Annotated in this window: 28 protein-coding genes; 14 read left to right on the top strand and 14 right to left on the bottom strand. The window is 66.6% G+C overall.

Annotated elements, in window-relative coordinates; all coding sequences use genetic code 11:
- The first annotated feature begins 64 nt into the window (after nt 1-64).
- From nadD to C1A30_RS07340, 10 genes are all read left to right on the top strand, one after another.
- On the top strand, nt 65-703 hold the full coding sequence (gene nadD, locus C1A30_RS07385; protein WP_101947505.1) for a nicotinate-nucleotide adenylyltransferase: 639 nt from the start codon (nt 65-67) through the stop codon (nt 701-703).
- Complete coding sequence (gene rsfS, locus C1A30_RS07380; protein ID WP_101947504.1) at nt 700-1,068, top strand: ribosome silencing factor; 369 nt, start codon at nt 700-702, stop codon at nt 1,066-1,068. Before nadD ends, rsfS begins: the two co-directional genes overlap by 4 nt.
- Nucleotides 1,065-1,733, top strand: a complete 669-nt coding sequence (gene gpgP / locus C1A30_RS07375) for a glucosyl-3-phosphoglycerate phosphatase (protein WP_101947503.1) — start codon at nt 1,065-1,067, stop codon at nt 1,731-1,733. The genes rsfS and gpgP overlap by 4 nt, the downstream gene beginning before the upstream one ends.
- On the top strand, nt 1,723-2,445 hold the full coding sequence (octT, locus tag C1A30_RS07370) for a diglucosylglycerate octanoyltransferase (protein ID WP_101947502.1): 723 nt from the start codon (nt 1,723-1,725) through the stop codon (nt 2,443-2,445). Before gpgP ends, octT begins: the two co-directional genes overlap by 11 nt.
- Complete coding sequence (locus C1A30_RS07365; protein ID WP_101947501.1) at nt 2,436-3,272, top strand: DegV family protein; 837 nt, start codon at nt 2,436-2,438, stop codon at nt 3,270-3,272. Before octT ends, C1A30_RS07365 begins: the two co-directional genes overlap by 10 nt.
- Nucleotides 3,273-3,378: 106 nt before the next feature.
- Complete coding sequence (locus tag C1A30_RS07360; RefSeq protein WP_101947500.1) at nt 3,379-5,886, top strand: SpoIIE family protein phosphatase; 2,508 nt, start codon at nt 3,379-3,381, stop codon at nt 5,884-5,886.
- Nucleotides 5,886-6,197 (top strand): STAS domain-containing protein, encoded by a 312-nt coding sequence (locus C1A30_RS07355; RefSeq protein ID WP_101947499.1) that lies wholly within the window; start codon nt 5,886-5,888, stop codon nt 6,195-6,197. Before C1A30_RS07360 ends, C1A30_RS07355 begins: the two co-directional genes overlap by 1 nt.
- Before the next feature lie 40 nt (nt 6,198-6,237).
- A complete protein-coding gene (locus C1A30_RS07350) occupies nt 6,238-6,561 on the top strand; it encodes a helix-turn-helix transcriptional regulator (RefSeq protein ID WP_101947498.1) in 324 nt (107 codons plus the stop codon).
- Complete coding sequence (locus tag C1A30_RS07345; protein ID WP_101947497.1) at nt 6,558-7,034, top strand: SRPBCC family protein; 477 nt, start codon at nt 6,558-6,560, stop codon at nt 7,032-7,034. The genes C1A30_RS07350 and C1A30_RS07345 overlap by 4 nt, the downstream gene beginning before the upstream one ends.
- On the top strand, nt 7,031-7,654 hold the full coding sequence (locus C1A30_RS07340; protein WP_235009679.1) for a maleylpyruvate isomerase family mycothiol-dependent enzyme: 624 nt from the start codon (nt 7,031-7,033) through the stop codon (nt 7,652-7,654). Before C1A30_RS07345 ends, C1A30_RS07340 begins: the two co-directional genes overlap by 4 nt.
- On the opposite strand, the gene C1A30_RS07335 is transcribed toward C1A30_RS07340, so the two are convergent.
- The 5 genes from C1A30_RS07335 to C1A30_RS07315 are packed head-to-tail and all read right to left on the bottom strand — an operon-like array spanning nt 7,655 to nt 12,117.
- Nucleotides 7,655-8,698, bottom strand: a complete 1,044-nt coding sequence (locus C1A30_RS07335; RefSeq protein WP_101947496.1) for a dihydrodipicolinate reductase — start codon at nt 8,696-8,698, stop codon at nt 7,655-7,657.
- Between the two features lie 10 nt (nt 8,699-8,708).
- A complete protein-coding gene (locus C1A30_RS07330; protein ID WP_101947495.1) occupies nt 8,709-9,515 on the bottom strand; it encodes an SDR family NAD(P)-dependent oxidoreductase in 807 nt (268 codons plus the stop codon).
- Between the two features lie 12 nt (nt 9,516-9,527).
- Nucleotides 9,528-11,066: an FAD-binding protein gene (locus C1A30_RS07325; protein ID WP_101947494.1), complete on the bottom strand. Its 1,539-nt coding sequence runs from the start codon at nt 11,064-11,066 to the stop codon at nt 9,528-9,530.
- A complete protein-coding gene (locus tag C1A30_RS07320) occupies nt 11,063-11,623 on the bottom strand; it encodes a PaaI family thioesterase (protein WP_101947717.1) in 561 nt (186 codons plus the stop codon). Before C1A30_RS07320 ends, C1A30_RS07325 begins: the two co-directional genes overlap by 4 nt.
- Nucleotides 11,624-11,634: 11 nt before the next feature.
- Nucleotides 11,635-12,117 (bottom strand): flavin reductase family protein, encoded by a 483-nt coding sequence (locus C1A30_RS07315; RefSeq protein ID WP_101947493.1) that lies wholly within the window; start codon nt 12,115-12,117, stop codon nt 11,635-11,637.
- 99 nt (nt 12,118-12,216) lie between these two features.
- Between C1A30_RS07315 and C1A30_RS07310 the strand changes: the two genes are divergently transcribed.
- Nucleotides 12,217-12,885 (top strand): PadR family transcriptional regulator, encoded by a 669-nt coding sequence (locus C1A30_RS07310; RefSeq protein WP_235009678.1) that lies wholly within the window; start codon nt 12,217-12,219, stop codon nt 12,883-12,885.
- Here the strand turns inward: C1A30_RS07310 and C1A30_RS07305 are convergent.
- Nucleotides 12,882-14,570, bottom strand: a complete 1,689-nt coding sequence (locus C1A30_RS07305) for a 3-ketosteroid-delta-1-dehydrogenase (protein WP_101947715.1) — start codon at nt 14,568-14,570, stop codon at nt 12,882-12,884. The two genes, C1A30_RS07310 and C1A30_RS07305, sit on opposite strands and share 4 nt — an antisense overlap.
- 117 nt (nt 14,571-14,687) lie before the next feature.
- On the opposite strand from C1A30_RS07305, the gene C1A30_RS07300 reads away from it, so the two are divergent.
- The 3 genes from C1A30_RS07300 to C1A30_RS07290 are packed head-to-tail and all read left to right on the top strand — an operon-like array spanning nt 14,688 to nt 16,924.
- Nucleotides 14,688-15,821: a Rieske 2Fe-2S domain-containing protein gene (locus C1A30_RS07300; protein WP_101947492.1), complete on the top strand. Its 1,134-nt coding sequence runs from the start codon at nt 14,688-14,690 to the stop codon at nt 15,819-15,821.
- Nucleotides 15,821-16,108: a ferredoxin gene (locus C1A30_RS07295; RefSeq protein WP_101947491.1), complete on the top strand. Its 288-nt coding sequence runs from the start codon at nt 15,821-15,823 to the stop codon at nt 16,106-16,108. The genes C1A30_RS07300 and C1A30_RS07295 overlap by 1 nt, the downstream gene beginning before the upstream one ends.
- A 9-nt stretch (nt 16,109-16,117) precedes the next feature.
- Nucleotides 16,118-16,924, top strand: coding sequence for an SDR family NAD(P)-dependent oxidoreductase (locus tag C1A30_RS07290; protein ID WP_101947490.1), 807 nt, complete (start codon nt 16,118-16,120; stop codon nt 16,922-16,924).
- Between the two features lie 21 nt (nt 16,925-16,945).
- On the opposite strand, the gene C1A30_RS07285 is transcribed toward C1A30_RS07290, so the two are convergent.
- From C1A30_RS07285 to C1A30_RS07250, 8 genes are all read right to left on the bottom strand, one after another.
- Complete coding sequence (locus tag C1A30_RS07285) at nt 16,946-18,022, bottom strand: hypothetical protein (RefSeq protein WP_101947489.1); 1,077 nt, start codon at nt 18,020-18,022, stop codon at nt 16,946-16,948.
- A gap of 28 nt (nt 18,023-18,050) precedes the next feature.
- A complete protein-coding gene (locus C1A30_RS07280; RefSeq protein ID WP_101947488.1) occupies nt 18,051-19,061 on the bottom strand; it encodes an alpha/beta hydrolase in 1,011 nt (336 codons plus the stop codon).
- A complete protein-coding gene (locus C1A30_RS07275; RefSeq protein WP_101947487.1) occupies nt 19,058-19,924 on the bottom strand; it encodes an SDR family NAD(P)-dependent oxidoreductase in 867 nt (288 codons plus the stop codon). The genes C1A30_RS07280 and C1A30_RS07275 overlap by 4 nt, the downstream gene beginning before the upstream one ends.
- Complete coding sequence (locus C1A30_RS07270; protein WP_101947486.1) at nt 19,921-20,388, bottom strand: polyketide cyclase; 468 nt, start codon at nt 20,386-20,388, stop codon at nt 19,921-19,923. The genes C1A30_RS07275 and C1A30_RS07270 overlap by 4 nt, the downstream gene beginning before the upstream one ends.
- Before the next feature lie 63 nt (nt 20,389-20,451).
- Nucleotides 20,452-21,483, bottom strand: coding sequence for an acyl-CoA dehydrogenase family protein (locus C1A30_RS07265; protein ID WP_101947485.1), 1,032 nt, complete (start codon nt 21,481-21,483; stop codon nt 20,452-20,454).
- Nucleotides 21,480-22,625, bottom strand: a complete 1,146-nt coding sequence (locus C1A30_RS07260; RefSeq protein WP_369974100.1) for an acyl-CoA dehydrogenase family protein — start codon at nt 22,623-22,625, stop codon at nt 21,480-21,482. The genes C1A30_RS07265 and C1A30_RS07260 overlap by 4 nt, the downstream gene beginning before the upstream one ends.
- Nucleotides 22,622-23,407 carry a crotonase/enoyl-CoA hydratase family protein gene (locus C1A30_RS07255; RefSeq protein WP_101947484.1) on the bottom strand — a complete coding sequence of 262 codons (786 nt, stop codon included), beginning with the start codon at nt 23,405-23,407 and terminating at the stop codon, nt 22,622-22,624. Before C1A30_RS07255 ends, C1A30_RS07260 begins: the two co-directional genes overlap by 4 nt.
- Entirely contained in the window at nt 23,404-24,825 is a 1,422-nt protein-coding gene (locus C1A30_RS07250) for an aldehyde dehydrogenase family protein (protein WP_101947483.1), read from the bottom strand. Before C1A30_RS07250 ends, C1A30_RS07255 begins: the two co-directional genes overlap by 4 nt.
- Nucleotides 24,826-24,837 lie beyond the last annotated feature (12 nt).

Here is a 24,837-nt window from a genome sequence, read left to right as displayed (position 1 = left end):
GTGCGGGTAACCCACGTTCGGCACAAGAAGTGGGCGTCAAAGCGCTCCCGTAAGCTGGCTCTTTATGAATTCACGGCGGCTCGGGGTGATGGGTGGGACGTTCGACCCCATCCACAACGGCCACCTCGTGGCGGCCAGTGAGGTGGCCGACCTGTTCGGGCTCGACGAGGTGGTGTTCGTGCCGACCGGCCAGCCCTGGCAGAAGCCGCATCGCTTGGTCACCGCCGCCGAGGACCGCTATCTGATGACGGTGATCGCGACCGCGTCCAATCCGCGGTTCACGGTGAGCCGGGTCGACATCGACCGCGGCGGGCCCACCTACACCAAGGACACCTTGCGGGACCTGCGGGCGCTCAACCCCGACGCCGAGCTGTACTTCATCACCGGCGCCGACGCGTTGGCCTCGATCCTGTCGTGGCAGAACTGGGAAGAGATGTTCTCGATCGCGAAGTTCGTCGGTGTCAGCAGGCCGGGGTACGAACTGGACGGCAAGCACATCTCGGCGGCGCTGTCCGAACTGCCCGCCGACGCGCTGAGCCTGGTCGAGGTGCCCGCGCTCGCGATCTCGTCGACCGATTGTCGCAAGCGTGCCGAAGAGGACAGGCCGATCTGGTACCTGGTGCCCGACGGCGTCGTGCAATACGTGGCCAAACGCAAGCTCTACGCCGGGCAACCGGCCGTGACGAAGGACGGAAACTCGTGAGCGCCTCCGACGAAGCCGTGAAGATGGCGAGCGTGGCGGCGCGGGCGGCCGCGGCCAAACTCGGGCAGGACGTCGTCGTCATCGACGTGTCCGGTCAACTGGTCATCACCGACTGCTTCGTCATCGCTTCGGCGTCCAACGAGCGTCAGGTCAACGCGATCGTCGACGAGGTCGAGGAGAAGATGCGCCTCGCGGGCTACAAGCCGGCCCGTCGCGAAGGCACCCGCGAAGGAAGATGGACGCTACTCGACTACGTCGACATCGTGGTGCACATCCAGCATCAGGACGAACGCGACTTCTATGCGCTCGACCGGTTGTGGCGTGACTGTCCGCTGGTGCCAGTCGATCTGGACGCGACGTCATGAGGGTGCGCCGGCTGGTGATGCTGCGGCACGGTCAGACAGGATACAACGCGACCAGCCGGATGCAGGGCCAGCTCGACACCAACTTGTCCGATCTGGGCCGCGACCAAGCCGTGGCCGCCGCCGAAGTGCTCGCGAAACGTCAACCGCTGGTGATCATCTCGTCGGACCTGCGCCGCGCGTTGGACACCGCGGTCGCGCTGGGGGAGCGGTCCGGACAGCCGGTGCTCGTCGACACCCGGTTGCGCGAAACGCATCTCGGCGACTGGCAGGGGATGACCCACCTCGAGGTCGACGCCGCGGCCCCCGGCGCGCGGCTGGCGTGGCGTGACGACGCCCGCTGGGCGCCGCACGGTGGTGAGAGTCGCGTCGACGTCGCCGCCCGCAGCATGCCTCTGGTGGCCGAACTGATCGCCGACCAGACCGAGTGGGGTGTCGACGATCCCGAGCGGCCGGTGGTGCTCGTCGCGCACGGCGGCCTGATTGCCGCGTTGACCGCCGCGCTGCTCGATCTGCCCGTCGACAATTGGCCCGCGCTCGGCGGCATGGGTAATGCCAGTTGGGTGCAGCTGTCCGGACACTCGGCGAACGACGCCGAGGCGCGTGACATCCGCTGGCGACTCGATGTCTGGAACGCCTCGGCACAGGTCGCCAACGATGTCCTCTGACCAGAAAACCCTTCTCGTCTTCTGCGATTCGCTGTCCTACTACGGGCCAACCGGTGGTCTGCCCGCCGACGATCCGCGGATCTGGCCGAATATCGTTGCCGCTCAACTGGGTTGGGATGCCGAGGTGATCGGGCGGATCGGCTGGACTTGCCGCGACGTCTGGTGGGCGGCCACCCAGGATCCTCGCGCGTGGGCGGCGCTGCCCCGGGCGGGTGCGGTGATATTCGCGACCGGCGGCATGGATTCGCTGCCCTCGCCGCTGCCCACCGCGCTGCGCGAGATGATCCGCTACATCCGGCCTGCGTGGCTGCGGCGGTGGGTGCGCGACGGCTACGGCTGGGCGCAGCCGCGGGTGTCACCGATCTCACGCGCCGCCCTTCCGCCGCACGTCTCGGTGGAATACCTGGAGATGACCCGCGGCGCAATCGATTTTAACCGGCCTGGTATTCCGGTGGTCGCGTCGCTGCCCTCGGTCCACATCGCCGACACCTACGGCAAGGCGCACCACGGCCGCGAGGGAACGGTGCGCGCCATCACCGAATGGGCCGGGCAGCATGACATTCCGCTCGTAGACCTCAAGGCCGCCGTCGAGGACGAAGTCATGAGCGGCCGCGGTAACCCCGACGGAATCCACTGGAACTTCGAGGCACACCGCAGGGTTGCCGAGCTGATGGTGAAAGCGCTTGCCGAAGCGGGCGTCTCATGTCCGTGATCGTCGTCACCGACTCGTCGTGCCGCCTGGGGCCAGATGAGCTCAAGCAATTCGACATCCGGCAGGTGCCGTTACACGTCCTGGTCGACGGAACCGATCTGCGTGACGGCATCGACGACGTACCCTATGACATCCACGACCGGCCGCGCGTCACGACGGCGGGCGCCACGCCCGCCGAACTCGCCGAGGTCTACCGGCAGGCGCTGACCGACAGTGGGGGAGACGGCGTTGTGGCCGTCCACCTTTCCGCCGCGCTGTCGTCTACGTTCAGCTCAGCGGTGCAGACCGCGCGCGACTTCGGTGCGCAGGTGCGGGTGGTCAACTCGCGGTCGGCGGCGATGGGGGTTGGTTTCGTCGCGATGGCGGCGGCACGCGCGGCAGGCAACGGTGCCGACCTGGATGCCGTTGAAGCCGCCGCCCGTTCGGCGCAGTCCCGAGGACACGTGTTCGTCGTCGTGCACCGGCTGGACAATCTGCGGCGCAGCGGCCGGATCAGCAAGGGTGCATCGCGATTGGGCACCGCGTTGTCGCTTAAACCGCTGCTGTGTCTGGACGTCGACGGACGTCTCGTGCTGGACCAGCGGATCCGCACCGTCACCAAGGCGCACGCCGCGATGGTCGACCGGGTCGCGGAGGCTATCGGGCAGCGCCAGGCCGCCGTCGCGGTACACCACGTCGACAATCACGACGCCGCTGACGAGATCGGTGCCGCGCTGACGACGCGGTTGCCCCAGCTCGAGTCGCTGGTGGTCACCGACATGGGCCCGGTGTTGGCGGTCCACGTCGGGGGCGGCGCCGTCGGCGTCGCGGTGGAGTTGGCCGACTAGATCTGGGTGGGCAGGCCGTCCGGTGGGTACATAACCTGCGGGCCGGGGTGTCGGTTTGAGCGCGATCGCCCGCACGACCGGGGCCCAGCAACGATGATGGAGATTTGTGACCAGCGAGGCCGACCGCGGTGAGCACGACCAACTCGACGAGTTGAGGGCCGCTCGCGAACAGTTGGAGCAACTGGTGCGGGCGATCGTCGAGATCGGCTCCGATCTGGACCTCGATGTGACGTTGAAGCGCATCGTCAACGCGGCCATCGACCTGACCGGTGCCCGTTACGGGGTGCTGGGCATCCGTGCGGCCGACGGCTCGCTCAGCGCGGGCGTGCACGCGGGGATCGACGACGAGACCGCTCGTCGCCTCGGTCAGCTGCAGGTGGGCGACGGCCTGCGCCTCGACGACGTGAGTGCACATATCGAAGCAGGCAACCCGCCGCTGCGCGCACTGCTCGGAATACCGATCACGGTGCGCGGAGCCGATTTCGGCACCCTCTACCTCGCCGACGACCGGCCCGGCCGGACCTTCTCCGACGCCCAGGAGAGCGCCGTGCGGGCCCTGGCGACCGCCGCGGCGGCGGCCATCGACAACGCGCGACTCTTCCAGCGCGAACGGGAAGCGGCCAAATGGACCAGCGCCAGTCGCGAGATCACCACCGCGCTGCTGTCCGGCGATCCGCAGACCGGGCCACTGCAACTCATCGTCAATCGGGCGCTCGAACTGGCCGATGCCGAACAGGCCATCCTGCTGGTGCCCAAGGAGCCCGACCTGCCCGCGGACCAGGTCGACACCCTGGTCGTCGCCGCGACAGCGGGCCGGTACTCCTCGCAGGTGATCGGCCAGCAGGTGCCGATGGACGGCTCCACCACCGGCGGTGTCGCGCGTCGGGGCCTGCCGCTGATCACGGATTCCTTCGAGTACCCGATCGAGGGGTTCACCGATGTCGGGCAGCGCTCGGCGATCGTCATCCCGCTGATCGCCGACGGCACCGCGCTCGGCGTCATCGCCGTCGCCCGCCAGCCGCAGCAATCGCCGTTCGGCAACGACTACCTGGACCTGGTCAACGATTTCGCGCGGCATGCGGCGATCGCCCTGGCGCTGGCGGCCGGTCGCGAGCATGCGCTGAACCAGGAACTCACCCAGGCCGACACCGTCGAGGAGGCGGTACACGCGGCGGCGGAAGAACTGCGCCGGCTGTGGCGGGCCCGTCGCGTACTGGCCGTCACGTTCCGAAACCCGGGCGAGACCTCCGACGGCACGCCGCATGTCGTGTCGGTCGGCGAAGACGTGAACTGGGCCGACTTGCCTGCGCAGACCCGGCGGACGCTCGACCAACTAAGGGAAGGTGACCACCTCAGCCCCTACGTCTTGACGCCGGGGGCCGCCGGCATTGCGCTGCAACATCCAGAGGGCGTGCTGGTGGTCTGGATCGACCTGGCCGAGCAACGCCCGTTCACCCTCGAAGACCAGACATTGCTGACGGTGTTGGCCGGACGCCTCGGCCAGGGCCTGCAGCGGGTGCACCAGGTCGACAAGCAGCGCGAGACCGCGCTGGCCCTGCAGCACGCCATCCTCGGCCCCGCGCAGCCGCCCGGCGGGTTCGCGGCGCGCTATCAGGCGGCCAGTCGACCCCTTCAGGTGGGCGGTGACTGGTACGACATCGTCGATCTGGAGGACGGCCGCATCGCGCTGATCGTCGGCGATTGCGTCGGCCATGGGCTTGCCGCGGCCACCGTGATGGGGCAGGTGCGCAGCGGCTGCCGGGCCCTGCTGTTCGGCGATCCGAGCCCGGGCGCCGCACTGACGGGAATGGACCGCTTCGCCGCCCGGTTGCCCGGCGCCCGATGTACGACGGTGGTCTGCGCGGTGCTCGACCCGGATACCGGTGAATTGGTGTACTCCAGCGCCGGGCACCCGCCGCCGATCATCGTCGAATCCGACGGCACCACCCGGATGCTCGAGGACGGCCACACCATTGCCCTTGGGGTGCGCCCGAATTGGTCGCGCCCCGAAGCCCGCGTCACCATTCCGCCGCACGCGACTTTGCTGCTGTACACCGACGGGCTCGTCGAACGCCGCAAAGCAGGGGTCGACGCCGGAATCTCCCGCGTCGCCGAGGTGGTTCGCGACTGCCGGACCGCGACGCTGGATGAGCTGGCCAACCACATCATGTCCGCGGTCGCGCCCAGTGAGGGCTATCAGGACGACGTGGTGGTTCTGCTCTACCGCCAACCCGGCCCGCTGGACCTCGAATTCCCGGCCAAGACAAGCGAACTCGCACCCGCCCGCGCGGCTCTGCGCCGCTGGCTGACAGAGGCGAAGGTGCCTCCGGACCGGAGCATGGACCTACTGGTCGCGGCAGGAGAGGCCGTCGCGAACTCGATCGAACACGGTCACCGCGACAGTCCCGGCGGCACCATCCGGATGAACGCGACCTCGATGGTCGACCGGGTGCACTTGACCATCGCCGACACCGGCTCGTGGAAAACGCCTGAGCTGGTTGCTCATTCGACACGCGGACGAGGCATCGCGCTGATGCGTGGCCTCATGGAGGAGGTCGCCATCAATTCCGACGCCGACGGCACCACCGTGCACCTGACCGCCAGGATCGCATAGTGCCGACGCCACTCACCCTCGACACCAGCCAGCGTGACGGGAGTCCGATCCTCACGGCCGCAGGCGAAATCGACCTGAGCAATATCGACGCTTTCAAACAGGCGCTGACGAGTTCCGCAGCAGCGGCGGCCGCAGGCGGTGTGCCGTTGACGGTCGACATGACCGCGGTCGAATATCTCGACAGCGCAGCCATCAACGTGTTGTACAGCCAGGCCGACCGGATTCGTCTCATCGCCAACTCGGTGCTGATGCGCGGACTGACCATCAGCGGTCTCGCCGAACTGGTCATGATCGACTCGCCGCCGCTCTGACCCGTTGCGCCCGGCATCGGTAAGTAGTAACTTACCGTTCGTGTCCACTTACCAAGAGACCGACGCCTGGGTGGCGCTGGCCGACCGCACCAGGCGGTCGATCGTGGAACACCTCGCGCACGGCCCGATGGCGGTCGGTGACCTCGCGAGACACCTGCCGGTGAGCAGGCCCGCGGTATCGCAACATCTCAAGGTGCTGAAATGCGCCGGGCTGGTACGCGACCACGCCGTCGGCACGCGTCGCGTCTACCAACTGGACCCGTCCGGGCTGGAGGCGCTGCGGGCCGACCTCGACCGGTTCTGGGCGCAGGCACTGGCGGGCTTCAAGCACACCGTCGAACGTCTGGAAGGAGACCAATCGTGACTCGAGCGCAGCCGCTGACCGTCCGTCATCACGTGGTCGTCGACGCCCCGATCGAGCGGGCATTCGGCGTGTTCACCGAGAGGTTCGGTGACTTCAAGCCGCGCGAGCACAACCTGCTGAGCGTGCCCATCGCCGAGACGGTGTTCGAGCCCCACGTCGGCGGGCACATCTACGACCGCGGCGAGGACGGCAGCCTTTGCAAGTGGGCCCGCATCGTCACCTTCGAACCGCCGAACCGCGTCGTATTCACCTGGGACATCGGGCCGACGTGGCAGGTGGAGACCGACCTGAGCCGGACCAGTGAAGTCGAGGTCCGGTTCATCGCCGAGACCGACGAGCGCACCCGCGTCGAACTGGAACACCGGCACATCGAACGGCACGGCGACGGCTGGCAGTCCGTGGCCGCAGGCGTCGACGGGGACGCGGGCTGGCCGCTGTACCTTTGCCGCTATGCCGGCCTGTTCCGCCGATGACGTCGGACGTCATGCAGCGGGCACGTGCCGAACGCGAGGAGTTCGCAACACTTTTGGAGCACCTTACGCCGCAGCAGTGGGACAGCCCGACGCTGTGCGAGCGCTGGCGGGTCCGTGATGTCGTCGCGCACGTCATCGGCTACGACCCGCTGAGCCGCGGACAACTACTCCGCCGAATGGCCAAGGGACTGGTGACTCGCGGTGGAACCAACGCGGTCCTGGTCGCGGAATATGCGGACGCCTCACCGGACGAGTTGACCGCGTTGATGCGCCGATATGCGGTGCCGCAGGGGCTGACGGCGGGTTTCGGCGGCAAGATCGCACTCACTGACGGGATGATCCACCAGCAGGACATCCGAAGGCCGCTCGGGATCCCGCGCACCATCCCCGCCGAATCCTTGCGCATCGCATTGGATTTCACCATGTGGGCGCCGCGTCTGCTCGGCGCCGCGCGGGTTCGGGGGGTGCGTCTGATCGCCACCGATGTCGACTGGGCGTACGGCAAGGGGCCCCAGGCGCGGGGCAGCGGTGAGGCGGTGCTGATGGCGATGGCGGGTCGCCGCGCCGCGCTGGACGACCTGGATGGTCCCGGCAAAGCCAAACTGGTTCAACGGTTTTAGCTAGCCCGCGAACCGGCCTGCGACCGGCGGCAGGTCCTTGAGCGTGACGATCCCCGGCGGCGCCGCCACGACGGCGGGCACCGCGTTGGTGACCGGCAGGGCGGTGTAGATCATGCCCAGTCCCATGAATCCGGGTTCGGTCCAGTCCTTCGGCGGCAGGCAGTGCAGCACGGTGCGCATGTTGGGCAGCCCGAACACCTGGATCACGTGGCCGTGCTCCAGCGGTTTCGGCGGCGTGACGTGGTCGCCCATGGTCCAGTTGAAGCCGACGCTCACCACGTTGCGGTCACCGACCCACCCGCGGTGGTAACCCATCACGCCGGCCACGGTGCCGTCCGGAATCTGCATGAAGCCGAGGTCGGTGTCACCTGTCGCGGCCGTGAAGGTGACGTCGAACGTCATCCTGTCGAGTCGGGCGCCGATCGCGTCGGCCATCATCGCGGCCGACTCGGCGAACACCTCGCTTTCGCGCCGCACGCTCTCGGCGAGTCCGGGGGTGTCGGGATCCTGCGAGAAGCCCATCGCCGTCTGCGTGCCAGCCGATTCATAGGTCGAGCAGTCGACCGACTCGGTGATGCGGATCTCGTCGACCCGCTCGCACGAACCGCTCAGCACCATGCCGACCAGGTTGGTCATCCCTGGATGTGCGCCGCTGCCGAAGATCGTGGAATTGCCTTTCTCGCAGGCCTTTCGGATGCGATCCAGGTCTTCCGGTGACTGCTTGCCGCCGGTGATCCACGCCGCGCTGGAGCACACGTTGACGCCGGATTCGAGCAATCGGGCCAACTCGTCGATGTTGGGCCACAGCGGGTTGTAACAGCACGCGTCGGCCCGCAGCGCGAGCAGCGCGTCGATGTCGTTGGTGGCGGTGATGCCGGTGGGCTCCGGCCAACCGGACAACTCGGCGGCGTCGACGCCCACCTTGTCGGCCCCGTGCGCGTACACGCCCACGAGTTCCATGTCGTCGCGCCCGATGATCGCGTGCAGCGAGCGCCGTCCGATGTTGCCGGTGGTCCACTGGATGACGCGCAAGGGTTTGCTCATTGGCAGCAATTTACATGTGGGTGCCGCCGTCGACACGGACCTCGGTTCCGGTGACGAAATAGGCGTCCGACGAGGCCAGCATCGCAACGACGGCTGCGACGGCGTCCGGGTTGGCGAACATCCCGCCGTCCTCGAGGGGCAGCAGCGGCGTGATCTTGCCGAACAACGAGAAGTCCGCATCGGCAGGCAATCCCGGTCCGATGCTCTGTTTGGACTCGCCGGTACCGTCGGTCATCCCCGACGAAATCGAGCCCGGCTGAACCGAATTGAACCGGATCCGCTCCTTGACGAACTCCAGCGCCAACGCGTGCGTCATCGCCTGAACGCCCGCCTTGGACGCGGCGTATGCCGACATGTACGGATGCGAGAAGGATGCCGAGGTCGAGCTGAAGTTGACCACCGCGGGATCGTTGCCTTCCCGCAGGGCGGGCAGCGCGGCGCGGATCACCAGAAACGTGCCGATGAGGTTGATCCGCAGCACCTGCTCGAAGTCGGCCAGGGTGGTGTCGAGGAAATGCGCCGAACGAAGTATGCCGGCCGCGTTGACCAAAGCATCCAGACCGCCGAGTCGCCGCACCGCCTCGGCGACCCCCTCGGCGACGGACTGCTCGCTGGCGACGTCGACGACCACGGTGCTCAGTCGGTCGCCGTGGTGCTGCGCCTTGGCGACGGTGTCCTTCAGTCCGGGCTCGCTGATATCGGCGGCCACCACCCGCCCGCCCTCGTCGAGTATCCGCAGCACGGTCGCCTGCCCGATGCCCGAGCCGCCGCCGGTGACAAGGACGCGACGGTCCGAGAATCGCGCGAGCGCTGCCATAGTCAGTTCCTCTCAGATTCCAGTTGCCATGTCGAGTGCGGCCAAGTGGCTGAACAACATCGACGCGCCGATCGGGACGCCGCCGCCGGGATAGACGGTTCCGCTGACCGCGGCCATGGTGTTGCCCGCGGCGTACAGGCCGCGGACCGGGTCGCCGTTGGTGTCCAGCACGCGGGCACAGCTGTCGGTGACCAGTCCGCCCTTGGTGCCGAGGTCGGACAGCCCGAACGCGGCGGCGTGGTACGGCGCGGTGTCAATGGGCACCATCGGTGGCAGGCCGCCCGAGAACGCCCGGTCGTAAGCCTCGTCGCCGCGGCCGAAATCGTCATCGACCCCGGCGGCGACGAATTCGTTGAACCGCTTCACCGTCCGCACCAGATTGTCGGGGTCCACCCCGATTTTGGCTGCAAGCTCGCCCAGCGTGTCCGCGGTGTGCCACAGCCCCGCCTCGACGTAGCGTTGCGGCTCGACCATCGACACGTTGGTGGCCTGCACCGGCGGAACGGCGCCGGCACGGTCGTCGTAGATCATCCAGAACGGCAATGACATTGTGCCGCTTGCCAGTTGGTCGATGATGGCCTTGCCGATCCGGTCGTAGGGGGCCGATTCGTTGACGAACCGCCTGCCGTCCTGATCGACGAAGATGCCGCCGGTGAACCACAGCGCGAACGCCGACCGTCCGTCGGGGTGCTGCAATCCCGGGGACCACCACGCCTGGTCCATCAGATCCGTCGCCGCCCCCGCGGCGATGCCCGCCTGAAGCGCCAGCCCCAGATTGGCGGGCGCGCCCATCGTGTCCCGGACGTCGCCGGGTACGCCGAACCGCTCCCGCAACGCCGGATTGTTCTCGAAACCGCCTGTCGCCAGCAGCACTCCGCGGCGGGCGCGGATCGCGCGGCGGCGGCCGTCGTGGGAGACGACGGCGCCGTCGACGCGGCCGCCGGCGCTCACCAACTCGACCAGTGGGCTGTTCAGGTGCACCGAGGCGTGCGGATAAGAGGTGATCGCCGACAGCAGCCGCCCGATCAGCGCCCGGCCGCCGCTGAGGTATTTGGGCGCCGGCGCGCCGAGGCGTTCGCGGTCCAGCGGGCCGCGGATCCGGTCAGCGAGGTCGCCGAGGCGTTCGGCGCGAAGGGGTTTGGACACGGTGTGCCGCATCCCGTCGAGGCGCGCGTGCGGCAGCTTGCCGTAGTAGTCCGGCCACGGCAGCACGTCGAACTCGAAGTGGGCGTCGTCTTCCAGGTAGGCGATCAGGTCGGCGCCGCCGTAGACGTATGCGCGTTGCAGTTCGATCGGGGTGCGGTCGCCGACTGCGGCATGGAAGTACGCGAACGCGTCGTCGAGGGTGTCGTCGCTGCCCGCGCGGCGCAGCACCGGATTGCACGGGAACCACATGCCACCCCCGCCGGAGTACGCGGTGGTGCCGCCGAACTGGTCGCTGGCCTCCAGCACCATGACCGACAGTCCCTCGCGGGCCGCGGTGTATGCGCCCACCAGCCCACCGCCGGAGCCGGCAACGATCACGTCGGTCTCATCGTCCCAGGTCGTCAAACCTGCGCCCTTCTCGGATGGATGAACACGCCCTCAGCCTGAACGGTGACGCCGTTTTCGTCAGCGATATGCCCGATTGCGAATGTCTTCGATCCCTCGATCCGGTCGACGTGCGCCTCCGCGCGCAGCGATTGTCCGAGGGGTGTGCCGCGTAGGTACCGCAGCGTGAGCGTGCCGGTGTAGGCGGGTTTGCCCGGCCGATGAGCGGTGGCACCAAGCACGTGGTCCAGAATCAGGGCACAGACGCCGCCGTGAACATGACCGGGTGGTCCTTCGTATGCTGCGCCGAGGGCGAAGTCAGTGTGCACGGTGCCGTCGGCACTGTGGTGAATGACCAAGGGCGGCGCGACGGGATTGCGTGCGCCGATCATGACGTTGCCCAACGCGCGGGAACGCCCGTCCGAATCGGTCTGGACACCGAATGACCCCGGCAGCATCGACTCGCTCAGCCGTGCCGTGGCCGTATCGACATCACGTTTGGCCGCGGCGATCGTCGCCGCCGAGACGTCTGTGCGGATGGTGACGTCGATGAGGCGACGCACCGACGCGGCCAGCATCTCGTGAATGCTCACGCCAAACCGCCGTAGCCACCGCGGTAGAAGAGCAAGGGGAGCCGGTCATCTGACGCGCGTAATTTCGTGACGTGGGCGACCACGATGGTGTGATCGCCGGCGCTGTGCTCGAACTCGAGATTGGCTTCGATGGTGGCGACGGCGCCCTCGATCAGCGGAGCGCCGTTGGCCGCCGGTCGCCAGCGGACACCGAGGAACTTGTCGGCCGCGCTGACCGCGAATTGTGTACAAAGGCGGCCCTGGTCGTGCGCGAGCACGTTGACACACAGCGCACCTATCTCGCGGATCAGGGGCCAAGTCTTCGACGTCCGTGCCGGACAGAACGAGATGTACGGCGGATCCAGCGACACTGAAGTCACAGACTGGCACGTGAAACCGTACGGTCGAATTCCGTCGCTGGCGGTGATCACGGCAATTCCCGTGCAGAATCGGCCGAGCACGTCGCGCATGGATGCCGGTGTGGGAGCGCAACTCATCATCGACGCAAGCCTTCGCTGCCGCAGCCCCGCCCGCAACGGAGTGTCCCGGCCAGTGGTGAGTGACAAATCAGCTGTGGCCTGGGTTGTTAATCTGGCGAAGTGACAGACAGCGATCAGCCGGGCAAGCCGAACTTAACGGCGACCAGTTGGGCGCTGTTGGGCATGCTGTCTTACGAGTACGAGCTTTCGGGCTACGACATCCGAAAGTGGATCGACTGGAGCATGCGGTTCTTCTACGGCAGCCCGGCGTACAGCCAGATCTACTCCGAGCTGAAAAAGCTGGAGCAACTCGGATTGGTGACATCGCGAGTCGAGAACAGCGCAGGCACCCGCAATCGCCGGCTGTACAAGATCACCGAAGCCGGCGTCGACGCCGTGACGCGGTGGGCCAACGAGGCGCCGCTCGATCCGCCCGTGCTCAAGCACACCCCGCTGCTGCGCGTGACGTTCGGCCATCTCACCAATCCGGCCAGGCTGAAAGAGATCCTTCAGGAACACCTCGGCTATGCCGACGAGATGTACCGCAATGCCGCCAAGGACGCGAAATGGGCGGGCGCGGACCCGTCGTGGGCGTATGCACGGGTGGCACTGAAGTGGGCCGAACGCTACTACGCAAACGAACGCGAGCTGACCTTGAAAATGATCAAAGAATTGGACGAGGCGGAGGCGACCTTGCCGCGGCCCGGGGACGGCACCACCAAAATCCCTTGGCCCGCACCGGAATACTGGTACGAGATCGAGAAAAAGGCCGCCGAAGAGTCGGATTAACTCCTCTGGGCCGCGTCGCGGGCTGCGATGTAGCCGTACACCAAGCCCTGCGCGATCGTCGCGCCGGCACCGGGATAGGTGGTTCCGAAGGCGTTCGCCGCCGTATTGCCGATCGCGTACAGGCCCCCGATCGCCGTACCGTCCTCCCGAAGCACCCTGGCCCGATCGTCGGCGCGTAACCCGCCACACGTGCCGAGGTCGGAAAGGACCATCTTCACCGCGTAGAACGGAGCCTTCTGCAGCGGGCGCAGATTGGGGTTCGGTGTGACAGTCGGATCGCCGTAGTAACGGTCGTATGCGCTGTCCCCACGGTGGAATTCAGAATCGATACCGGCACTGGCCCCCTCGTTGAACCGCCGAATCGTCTCGGTGAATTGGCCCGTCGGCACTCCCATCAACGCTGCCAACTCGCTGAAACTATCAGCCCGGCAGGCGATTCCGGCGTCATACCAAGCCTGCGGGATGGCCATACGTGGAAACAGGTCGGCGGCGAACACGTAACTATTGCGGTAGCGCTGATCAAAGACGATCCACATCGGCTCGACCGGATTGCCGGACCGTTCCAGTTCGAGCACCCGTTGACCGAACGACATGTAGTCGCAGGACTCGTTGGCGAACCTGTTGCCATTGGCGGCGACTATCAGTGCACCGGGCAGTGATCGTTCGGCGAGCATCACCGCTGGTGCCTTACCGGGCAACGGCGCGACTGCGGGGAACCACCACGATTGATCCATCAGATCGATGCCCGCCCCGAGGTCCTGGGTGATGCGGATGGCGTCGCCGGTGTTGGTGTCGGCCCCCAGGCTCTGATGCTCACCCAGCGACTCGGATTGAAACTTCCGTCGCATGTCCATGTGATGGTCGAACCCGCCCGCCGCGAGCACAACGCCGCGGCGAGCCGTGACGGTGATCTCGGCGCCGCCATGATCGACGACCGCCCCGGTTACCTGGTCTCCGTCGCCTACGAGTCGCACCAGCGAGGTCTGAGTCCAAATCGGTATCCCGGCACGCAGCACACCCGCGAACAGTCCGGCCGCCAATGCCTGACCGCCCGCTGCGTAGCGGCGTCCGATCAACAGACCGCCAACACCCTGGCCGAGTCGTTTGAAGACGAGGGGGACACCCTTTCGCGGCACCCGTGACATCAGGTTCAGCCAGCGATAGTCGGCGCCGGTGGTCGGCATCGGGATGGTGACTTCCATGACGCCGGGGCGAAGTCGCGACAGATATTCGCCCAGGATCGACGTGTCCAGCGGTCGGCATTCGCAAGTCCGTCCCGCCGCGCTGCCGCCGGGCAGTTCAGGGTGGTAGTCCGAGTACTCGCGAGCCCAGAACAGCTTCATCGGTGTGGTCCGCCGTAGCACGTCGACGGTCGCTTCCACATGCTCGAGGAACGCCGTCGACCGTTCACGGGGCGCTGATCCGGCGACCACGGCGTCGAGATAGGCCTGCGCGCGCTGGCGGCTGTCGTCCGCACCGCCCTCGCGCAGCACTTGGCTGGCGGGCAGCCACAGCGCTCCTCCGGAGCGCGCCGTGGACCCACCGACATGGGTCGACTTCTCGATGATCAGCACGCTCATGCCGGCGTCCCTGGCGGCCAACGCGGCCGCCATGCCCGTGCCCGACCCCACCACCAACAGATCGATCGTGCAATCGCGGACAGGCTGGGCAGCGGGAATCGTCATGGGAAGACCGGTCACGAGGCACGACACTAGGACCGCCTGCGCCTCATCAACGCCCCATCTCCTGGTGAGCGGAACAGTCCGTCCCGCAAACCACATCGTCACTGCTAGAACCGAGTTATGACGTCGCACACCGATTCCGACGAGATCCGGCAGATCGAGGCCGCTGCAACACCCACCCGGTTCGCCAGGGGATGGCATTGTCTGGGGCTGGTCCGCGACTTCGGAGACGGCACGCCGCACCAGGTCAATGCCTTCGGGCAGAAGCTGGTGGTATTTCGTGGGGAGGACGGCAAGATCAACGTCCTTGACGGCTATTGCCGCCACATGGGGGGAGACCTGTCGCAGGGCACCGTCAAAGGCAATGAGATCGCCTGCCCATTCCACGATTGGCGTTGGGGCGGTGACGGTCGATGCAAGAAAGTGCCCTACGCGCGCCGTACCCCGCGGCTGGCGCGCACCGCGACATGGCAGACGCTCGAACAGGACGGCATGCTGTTCGTCTGGAACGACCCTGAAGGCAACCCGCCGCCCGACGACGTCACCATTCCCCGCATCGAAGGCGCCAGCAGTGACGAGTGGACCGACTGGCACTGGTACACCACCATCGTCAACACCAATTGCCGCGAGATCATCGACAACGTCGTCGACATGGCGCACTTCTTCTACATTCACGGATCACTGCCGACACAGTTCAAGAACATTTTCGAGGGGCATGTGGCCACGCAGTACATGAACAGTGCCGGGCGACCGGATCTGGGAGAGCCGGGCGAGAGTCAAATGCTCGGCACCACGTCGGTCGCTTCCTACTACGGGCCGTCCTTCATGATCGACGACCTGATCTACCACTACACCGACATCGATCACCATACGATCCTGATCAACTGTCACTATCCGATCGATGCGAATTCCTTTGTGCTGCAATATGGAATCATCGTCAAGAAGTCGGCTGCGCTGCCCGCGGAGCTCGCCACGCAGACCGCGATCGGGCTAGGGGACTTCGTGAAGATGGGTTTCGAGCAGGATGTGCAGATCTGGAAGAACAAAGCCCGCATCGACAACCCGTTGTTGGTGGAAGAGGACGGCCCGGTCTACCAACTGCGTCGGTGGTACGAGCAGTTCTATGTCGATGCCGCCGACGTGACCCCCGACATGGTTGACCGCTTCGAGTTCGAGATCGACACCACCCAACCGCGCGAACAGTGGATGAAAGAGGTCGAAGCGAATATCGCGGCGAAGACCGCCGGCCGCTGATGGCCGTGCGGCCCGACAACCGACTCGCCGACTCGCCGATGGTGCCGGTCACATGCCGGCGGTGCGGCGCCGAGGTACTGGCGCGCAAGAGCACTTGGGACCAGACCAGCGTGCAATGGAATGCGGACGCTTCGGCACGGTGCCTTGAACGCCGCGATGCCGATCAACTCGCGGGCCACGGACGCGGGCTGTTCCTCGCGTGCTCGGCACTGCGGGACTCGCTCATGGCGGCGGCGCGCGAAGGCGTACTGCCGATTGTCGACGAGGCCGCAGGCATCGCGCGGTAACTTTTACCGGTGACCGGTGAAGAGCAACCCGTCGCAGTGGTGACGGGTGGTAGCCGCGGCGCGGGCCGCGGTATCGCCGATGCGCTGCTTGCCCGCGGCTGGCGCGTGTACGTGACCGGGCGGACAGTGACCGCGACGCAGGGCGGCATCGCCGTCCAACTCGACCACCGCGACGACGACGCCGTCGCCGCGCTGTTCACCAGGGTCGCTGACGAGAGCGGCCGACTCGATCTGCTCGTCAACAACGCCGCCGCCGTCCATGACGAGCTGGTCAACCCGAAGCCGTTCTGGGACAAGCCGCTTGAATTAGTGGACGTGCTCGACGTGGGACTGCGCTCGGCGTACGTAGCCTCGTGGCATGCGGCACCGCTCATGGTCGCTGCCGGCCACGGCTTGATTGCTTTCACGTCGTCGCCGGGTTCGGTCTGCTACATGCATGGACCCGCGTACGGAGCGCAGAAGGCGGGTATCGACAAACTCGCCGCCGATATGGCGGTCGACTTCCGCGACACCGGCGTGTCGACGGTGTCGATCTGGATGGGCATCCTGCTGACCGAGAAGCTGCGCGCCGCTTTTGCGCGCGACCCGCAGGCCCTCGCCGAGACCGCAAAGCACGCCGAAACCCCGCAATTCACCGGTTATTTGATCGATGCGCTGTGGCGCGACCCGGCCCTGGATGAGTTGAACGGTCAGACGGTCATCGGTGCCGAACTGGCCGACCGCTACGGCATCACCGACGAGGGCGGCAGAAAACCGCCGTCGCATCGGGACATGCTCGGCGCCCCAAGGACGCCGAGTTCGGTCATCGTCCGCTGACCCGGCTCGCGCGCAATTCGGTCAGGACATTTGGAACGCGCTCAACGGAGCTTCGTCGGGATAAGAAGACGGGCCACCCAGATCGTAGGCCGCATTGAGCGCGCCGATGAACGACGCATCGTGCAACGGCTCGCTGGGCACATCGAGTTTGATTCCCCTCTTGCGGAGGTCGTCGACCATCATGTCGATCGCCTTGTGGGGGGTGAGGTCGTCGGATCCGTCCATGTTCTTCTTCAGCTCGTCGAAGTCGGAGAACACCTCGGCGGACCAATGCACCAGAAAGCGCAGTTCGTCGGTGTGGTGGCGGGCGATCACGTCGTCGCCGTTCTTGAGCAACCAGTGGTCGCGGTCGGCCGGATCGCCTGCGAACACCGTGTCGAAAGCCAAACCCGCCGGAACCTGTTGCTCCAGTGGGCCATTGGCCTCGCCGCGATGAACCATCATCTCGTTCTGTACGACGACGCCGCGGTTGTTGATGGGTGGCAGTATCCGCTTGGGAGCCTTGAGCGGACCGTCCGGCCAGTAGGTGAATCCGCTGCCGCCATCGAGTGAGAACCACGTGATCACCTGCGCCATTTTGATCAGGTAATCGCTGAACAGGCCGGACTTACCCATCACGCTGCACAGCCACGTGGGCGCGTTCTCATGTCGCACACCGCGGAAGCTCGGCGAATCCAGATGGCCGGGATCGCGGTTGGCGCACGGACCGTTGATGTTGAACAACATCAACTCGGGCTTGGCGTACTTTGCGCCCCAGTAACTCTTGGCCATCTCGAGGAAGGATGCGTTGTAGAACACGTCGTGCAATTCCGGGTAGAGCACGGTGCCGTAGTTGGCCAGGTAACCGCGAAACGTCGGGGTGAGAAACAGGTCCAGCGACGGCTCGAAACCTTCGGGGAACATGCCGCTCATCGTCGCCATGAGTTCCTCGGCGGAGGCGAAATGCTGGGCGATGATCAACTTCCACGGACCCTGGGTGCGGACCACATTCAGCAGGCGGTCCTTCTGGTCGTCGGTGTAGACGTTGTCGATCTCGCGCGGCGGCGCGGCGGGCCGCAGCACGTCCGAAAGTTCCATTCGCCGCTCGTCGGTGAGCATCTCGTGTCTCCTCTTGGTCTGGCTTGGATTAGCCCAATTGTGATTCGGGTTGGTGCCGCTGGTCTGGGGGATGACCGGTGATCGGGACGCGGATATCGCCGAAGTCGAGCGGATGGTCGAATTTCGCCCGCAGCAGCGCACATATCTCCGCCACAGCCAGCCTGCCCCGCGCGGTCGCGTCCGACCGCATCAAAAAGCCGTGGTAGGCACCGGGATAACGGGTGACGCTCACCTGCACCCTGGCGTCGCGAAGCCGGTTGGCGTAACGCTCCCCCCAGTCGCGGATGGGGTCACATTCGGCGGTCACCACAATCGCCTGCGGCAGCCCCTTCAGATCGCTGGCGTACGCGGGAATTCGGTAAGCGTCGTGCGGCGCGCCCGCCGCGCCGTCGGTGAGCTCGTGCATGTAGCAGATGTCGTCGTGGGACAACATGGGCGCGTCGGTCAACTCGGTGATCGACTGTGCCCCCATGTCTCGATCGAGGCCCGGGTAGATCAACACTTGGCAGAAGATCGCCGGGCCGTCGTGGTCGCGTGCGGCGAGTGCCACTGCTGCCGCCAATGAACCGCCTGCGCTGTCGCCGACGACCGCGAGCCGTGTTGCGTCGAGTCCGAGACGGTCGGCGTTGTCGGCGATCCATGACGTCGCCGAATACGCGTCGTCGAACTGTGCAGGCGGTGGGCACTCGGGTGCGAGCCGATAGTCGACCGCCACCACGGCGGCGTCGGTGAGTGACGCGAGAGTCCTCGCGAGGGGTTCGAACGAATGGTTGGATCCCATCACCATTCCGCCACCGTGGAAGTACACCAACACGGGCGCCGCGGTTTGCGCGCCAGGGCGGTAGATCCGCAACGGGATCGGTCCGGCCGGTCCCGGCGCAAAGCAGTTCTCCACCGACGCGATATCCGGCATGTCCGGCAGCGGTGCGTTCTCGATGGCGTCGCGGACCGCGGCCAGCCCCCGCCGGCGCATCGGTGCGATCGGGCCGAATGACGCAACGCGCGCCGCCGCGTCGGGGTCGAGCGGAGGAACGCTCATCGCGGGTTTTGCGCCGGGTCGAACCGCCGCTTGGTTCGCAGCTGCGGCGCACGTTGCGCCGCAAGGACATTGGCGCGCTCGGTCATCGCCGATCCGACATACTCGGGTTGGGTGAGCAAGTAGAACCTGCCATCGGCTGCCTGGTCGAACACCAACTTCGCGGCCTCGATGGGGTCCATCGCTTCGGCCTTGATGTCGAGCATGGCGTCACGCTGGGACTCAGCCGCCGCGACGTCGCCTGCTGTGACGCCGCCCGCGGACTCGAAGATGTTCGACTTGACCGCGCCCGGCAGCACCGCCTGTACGTGGATGTGGTCGTGGCCGGCGTGTGCGATCTCCAGATGCAGGCATTCGGTCAGCGCCAGCACCGCGTGCTTGCTGACGATGTAGGGCGCCTGCAGTGGGACGACGGCCACCCCGCCGATCGACGAGAGGTTCCATACCCACGCCGGTGAACCGGTCTCGATCATCCGGGGCAGAAATGCCCGCACTCCGTGAAAGACGCCGCTGATGTTGATGTCGACGACTTTGTTCCAGTTCGCGATCGGGGTGTCCCACAGGTAGCCGAACTGCTCCACGCCGGCGTTGTTGACCAACAACCGGACTGGTCCGAGTTCGCGGTACGTACGCTCGGCGAGTGCCTCGAGTGCCTCCGGTTCGCGCACATCGCATTGCGCGTCGACTGCGGTGCCGCCTGCGGCATTGAGTTCGTCGCGGAGTGCGGCGGCCGCGGCGCCGTCGATGTCGGCGAGCACCACCGTCATGCCCAATGCGCTGGCGTGCCGGGCCAGGCCCGCCCCGATACCCGCGCCCGCACCCGTGATGACCGCGACGCCTCCCGCGAACGTGTCGCCGGCGTTCACGCGTTGGCGGCGTGCTCTGCGAACGGGATCGAATCCTCGGCGTCGAGCACGACATTCATCGAAGTGAACACCAGACCGCTGTCCCCGCGCCGGATCCCGACGTCGACGACACCGCTGGAGACGTCGAAAGGCACGTTGTTGGTGATCTGGTTGACGTACAGGTAGAAGCGGACCCTCGTCACGGGTCCGTCGATGCCGGTGCGGAAGATATTGGTGGCGTGGTGCCGAAGGGGGTAGGGATTCTCGTTGCGGTGCTGGGTGAGCCAGGCCAGCGTGGCCGCGCCGCCGTGCAATTCTGCCGCCAGCAACTCCTCGAACGGACAGGCGCCCGAGTCCGACCGGCTCACGTACTCCATCTCATCGCCGATCCTGGCGGCGAGTTCGTCGAAATGGCCTTGGTCGTAGTGGTACCAGAACCCGGCGATGAACTCCTGGATCTCGGACAGCGTGATCTCGTTGCTCATGGCGGGCAGTCAAGCGCATTGTGGCGCTCCTAACACGGCTTCTGTCCGCTCAGCGGAACTGAACTAACCGGTGATCAGGTTCCACAGCCCCGCCGAACCGGCGGCCAGCGCGGAATCTGCGACCTTGGCGTCCCAGTGCCGGACGGAGCCGAACTCTGAGCGCCACGCCAGTGCCGCCCTGGTGAACTCGTGCAATCGGTGTTCCCGGGTGGTACCGATCGCGCCGTGCACCTGATGGGCGTTGCGCACTACGACGGATGCGGCGTGGCCGGCGCATGATCGTGCCACGGCGATAAGGAATTCCAGGTTCGGCGCCGTCCAGTCGCTGCTGACGGCGGCGGTCAGTGCCGCTTCGGTTGCGGCGCGCGCGAGCGCGGCTTCGGCCGCGATGTCGGCGACCTGGTTCTGCACCGCCTGGAACTTCGAAAGGGGGCGGCCGAACTGCACACGCGACGTCACGTGCTCGACAGACAACTCCAGAATCTCCTGAAGCGACGCACACACCTGAATTGCGCGGATCAGAGCTGATCTGAGCGTCAGTTGCGCCACGACGGTGACCGGCACCGGTTCGCCGACCAACGTCTCGGTGTCCACCTCGAGGTTGTCGCGTGGTTCACCGATCATGTTGGCGCCCGGCGTGATCCGCAGCGCGTCGGTGTCGACGTCTGCGGCGCGATACCCGTCGCCGACGCGCCAGACGACGACGACCCGGTCGGCGGTCGACGCCCACGGCACTGCCGCCGCCCTGCCGTTGGCGTCGACCTTCGACACGGTGCGGATGGCCGTGTCCGCAGGCGTCCCGTTGGCCTCCAACAGCCAGCAGGCCAGCAGATCGTGTTCCGCCAACGGCAGTCGCACTCCGTTGCGCACCGCGGCCGAGAGGAGTTCGGCCGACTCGTACCAGCCCGCGCCACTGCCGCCCGACGCCTCGGCGCCGGTGAGACGAATGAGGCCGAGTTCGTCGAGTGCACTCCACAATTGCCGATCACACGACACGGAATCGGAGCGCGCATGGTGCTCCCGGTACTCCGCGAAGACCGAGCCCATCATGTCGATGACCGCCTGGTCGACCCCAGTGCCCGGCGACACCGTCATCGCAACCCCAGCCCGCGGGCGATGACACCACGCAGTACCTCGTTGGTCCCACCCCGCAGAGTGAAGCCGGGACGCTGGTCGACCGCGGCGGACACGAGTTTCGAATACGCGGAATCCGCATTTCTTTCGGCGTGCAGATCGGCGAAATCGGCGATGTCGCCCTCCGTGGTGGTGCCGAGTACCTTGACCACCGCCGCTGGCACGTCGGCAGGTTCGTGGCGTTCCAATGCGCCCGCCACCGCCGTCGACATCTGGTGCAGTCCGGCGATACGGCCGACCAGGCGACCCAGATCCGGATCGCGTGAAATACGTTGTGCCGCCATGGCTTCAGCAGCGTTGGCCAGCACCATGAATGTCGACAGGAACCGCTCGGGTCCACTACGTTCGAAACTCAACTCCGAGGTCACCTGACGCCAACCCGCGCCGATCTGGCCGAAGACCATATCGTCGGGCACGAACACCTCGTCGAGGATCACCTCGTTGAAGTGGTGTGCACCGTTCATCGACACGATCGGCCGGACATCGACACCCGCGCCGCGCAGATCGACGATGAATTGGCTCAGTCCGGTGTGCCGATTCTGCGGATCGACCGGTGCGGTCCTGGCCAGGACGATGAAGGCGTGGGCGAGGTGCGCCCCGGACGTCCATACCTTGGTGCCTGACAACGCCCAGCCCCCGTCGACCCGAACGCCCTTGGTGCGCACGCTGGCCAGATCCGAACCGGAATCCGGCTCGCTCATCCCGATGCCGAAGAAGCACTCGCCGCGGACAATCCGCGGTAGGAATTCGCGCTTCTGCCGTTCGGTGCCGTATTTGAGCAGCGACGGTACGATCTGGCGGTCGGCGATCCAGTGCGCCGCCACGGGTGCGCCGGCGGCCAGCAACTCCTCGGTCACGACGAACCGTTCGAGAAACGAGCGTCCGTGCCCGCCGTATTCGGTCGGCACCGTCATGCCCAGCCAGCCACGCGCCGCGAGAGCGGCGGTGAACTCCTCGTCCCAGCCGGTCAGCCACGCGTCCACCGACGGCGCGAAGACCTGTTCGGCAATGAACTCGCGCACCTCGGCGCGAAGCGCCTGCGTCGCAGCTGGATTGACTGTAGCGGGCGGGACGAGCCGGGATGAGATGGTGGGTGCCGTCACGAGGTCCGCCACCGTTCGAGTCGCTGGTGATGCTGAATGTCGCCGTGCGCCAACGGTTGCATGGCCGCGGCCATGCCCAATGTCGATTCGAGCGAACCGGACTGCGACTCCTGTAGCAGCCGTTTGGCCATCCGCAGCGCGTGCGGAGGGTTCTTACCGATGCGGTCGGCGAGTCCACGCGCCGCGTCGAGCAGCTCGTCGTGGGGGACCACGCGGCTGACCATTCCCCAGCCGAGCGCGGTCGCGGCATCGATGCGATCACCGGTGAAGGTCATTTCGGCGGCGCGCGCGTATCCGATGGCCCGAGGCAGGAACCAAGCGCCGCCGTCGCCGGGAATGAGGCCGAGTTGTACGAAGCTCTCGGCGAACGACGCACGCTCGGAGGCGATGCGGATGTCGCACATCATCGCCAGGTCGCAGCCCGCGCCGATGGCGGGGCCGTTGACCGCCGCTATCAACGGGACTTCGAGTCGGCCCAATGCGCGTGGGATCCGTTGGATTCCGTCTACGTAGGCGCGCCGCTGACTGATTGCGTCAAGTCCGAACATGCCTTGCCGGTCAGCCATCTCCTTCACGTTGCCGCCTGCCGAGAAGATCTTGCCCGCACCGGTGAGGATGACGGCGGCGATCGCGGCGTCGGCGTTGGCGTCGTCGACAGCGGCCTCGAAGGCGGTGATGAAGCCCTTGTCGGTGATCGCGTTGCCGACCTCCGCCAGGTTGATCGTCCAGAGCTGGGTCGGTCCGTCCGTGTCGACGCGGAGGGGGTTCGGGGTTGCGGTCATGACGCAGGCAGCTGAAGCGACTTGGTCTGCAGGAACTCCTCGAAGCCGGCCCGGCCGAGTTCACGGCCGACGCCGGACTTCTTGTAGCCGCCGAACGGCGCGATTGGGTTGTAGGCCCCTCCGTTGATGTCGAGCTGCCCGGTCTGCACGCGGCGGGCGAATCCGACGGCGGCGTCCACGTCTTTCGCCCAGACGGCGCCCGACAGTCCGTAGCGCGTTCCGTTGGCGATCCGCAGCGCGTCGTCCTCGTCGGTGAACGGGATGACGGCCAGCACCGGGCCGAACACTTCCTCCTGGCCCAGTTCCGAATCCGGATCGACGTCGGCGAAGACGGTGGGGGCGACGAAATAGCCGACGTCGCAGACCTTTTCGGCGCCGCCGGTGAGCAGCCGCGCCCCGTCCCGCTGGGCCCGTTCGATATAACCGCGCACACTGTCGCACTGCGACGACGACGCCGACGGGCCGATGCGGGTGGCCGGATCCCATGGATCGCCGACGGTGTACTTGGCCACCGCCGACTCGACCAGGTCGAGCGCCTCGCGGTAGCGCGATTGCGGCACCAGCATGCGTGTCCACGCCATACAGGTTTGACCGCCGTTGAGGAAGGCGTTGCCGACGCCTACCTTCACCGCGGTTGTCAGGTCTGCGCCATCCAGGATGACGTTGGCGGATTTCCCTCCGAGTTCGAGCGCGACCTTTTTCACCGTCCGCCCCGCCAGTTCACCGACGCGTGCGCCCACCCCGGTGGAGCCCGTGAACGACACGAAATCGACGTCGGGGTGCTCGGCGAGGCGTTCGCCGATCACCGGGCCCGGCCCCGACACGAGATTCACCACGCCGGCGGGCAGGCCCGCCTGTCCGAGCGCCTCGACGAACTCGAACACCGACAACGGCGCTTCGTTGCTCGGCTTGAGCACCACCGTGCAGCCTGCCGCAATCGCGGGGAGCACCTTGGCCACCACTTGATAGAGCGGATAGTTCCACGGTGTGATTGCGCCGACCACCCCGTACGGTTCCCGCACCACCAGCGAATTGCCAACGCGTTCTTCGAATTCGAACCGTCCGAGGACCTCTGCGAAGCCTCGCGCCACCGCCATCGGCACCTGCGTCTGCACCGACTGCGCGATGCGCACGGGTGCGCCCATCTCGGCGGTGATCGTCTCGGCGATATCAGGGAGGCGCTTCTCCATCGCGTCGAGCACGCCGGCGACGCGGTCACGCCGGTCGGCGACGGATATCGACGGATCGAACGCGCGACGTGCGGCGGCAACGGCGGCGTCGACGTCGGCCGCCGTGCCGCTGGGCACCGTGCCGATGACTTGCTCGGTGGCGGGGTCGACTACTTCGATGGCGTCATCGCCGTCCGGTGTCACCCATTGCCCGTCGATGAACAGCGTTGTGCGGTCGTAGTTGTGCATGGCCTGCTTCCG

This window comes from Mycobacterium sp. 3519A (assembly GCF_900240945.1).
GTDB lineage: Bacteria > Actinomycetota > Actinomycetes > Mycobacteriales > Mycobacteriaceae > Mycobacterium.
Note: the sequence above shows the minus strand (reverse complement) of the source record. Positions and strands in the feature narration are given on the sequence as shown.

Bases quoted from the DNA above. Each gene is read 5' to 3' on its own strand.
- nadD (WP_101947505.1), top strand. From the start codon at position 65: ATGAATTCACGGCGGCTCGGGGTGATGGGTGGGACGTTCGACCCCATC.
- gpgP (WP_101947503.1), top strand. From the start codon at position 1,065: ATGAGGGTGCGCCGGCTGGTGATGCTGCGGCACGGTCAGACAGGATAC.
- octT (WP_101947502.1), top strand. From the start codon at position 1,723: ATGTCCTCTGACCAGAAAACCCTTCTCGTCTTCTGCGATTCGCTGTCC.
- C1A30_RS07365 (WP_101947501.1), top strand. From the start codon at position 2,436: ATGTCCGTGATCGTCGTCACCGACTCGTCGTGCCGCCTGGGGCCAGAT.
- C1A30_RS07340 (WP_235009679.1), top strand. From the start codon at position 7,031: ATGACGTCGGACGTCATGCAGCGGGCACGTGCCGAACGCGAGGAGTTC.
- C1A30_RS07335 (WP_101947496.1), bottom strand. From the start codon at position 8,698: ATGAGCAAACCCTTGCGCGTCATCCAGTGGACCACCGGCAACATCGGA.
- C1A30_RS07330 (WP_101947495.1), bottom strand. From the start codon at position 9,515: ATGGCAGCGCTCGCGCGATTCTCGGACCGTCGCGTCCTTGTCACCGGC.
- C1A30_RS07320 (WP_101947717.1), bottom strand. From the start codon at position 11,623: ATGCTGGCCGCGTCGGTGCGTCGCCTCATCGACGTCACCATCCGCACA.
- C1A30_RS07315 (WP_101947493.1), bottom strand. From the start codon at position 12,117: ATGATGAGTTGCGCTCCCACACCGGCATCCATGCGCGACGTGCTCGGC.
- C1A30_RS07305 (WP_101947715.1), bottom strand. From the start codon at position 14,570: ATGACGATTCCCGCTGCCCAGCCTGTCCGCGATTGCACGATCGATCTG.
- C1A30_RS07300 (WP_101947492.1), top strand. From the start codon at position 14,688: ATGACGTCGCACACCGATTCCGACGAGATCCGGCAGATCGAGGCCGCT.
- C1A30_RS07295 (WP_101947491.1), top strand. From the start codon at position 15,821: ATGGCCGTGCGGCCCGACAACCGACTCGCCGACTCGCCGATGGTGCCG.
- C1A30_RS07285 (WP_101947489.1), bottom strand. From the start codon at position 18,022: ATGCTCACCGACGAGCGGCGAATGGAACTTTCGGACGTGCTGCGGCCC.
- C1A30_RS07280 (WP_101947488.1), bottom strand. From the start codon at position 19,061: ATGAGCGTTCCTCCGCTCGACCCCGACGCGGCGGCGCGCGTTGCGTCA.
- C1A30_RS07270 (WP_101947486.1), bottom strand. From the start codon at position 20,388: ATGAGCAACGAGATCACGCTGTCCGAGATCCAGGAGTTCATCGCCGGG.
- C1A30_RS07265 (WP_101947485.1), bottom strand. From the start codon at position 21,483: ATGACGGTGTCGCCGGGCACTGGGGTCGACCAGGCGGTCATCGACATG.
- C1A30_RS07255 (WP_101947484.1), bottom strand. From the start codon at position 23,407: ATGACCGCAACCCCGAACCCCCTCCGCGTCGACACGGACGGACCGACC.
- C1A30_RS07250 (WP_101947483.1), bottom strand. From the start codon at position 24,825: ATGCACAACTACGACCGCACAACGCTGTTCATCGACGGGCAATGGGTG.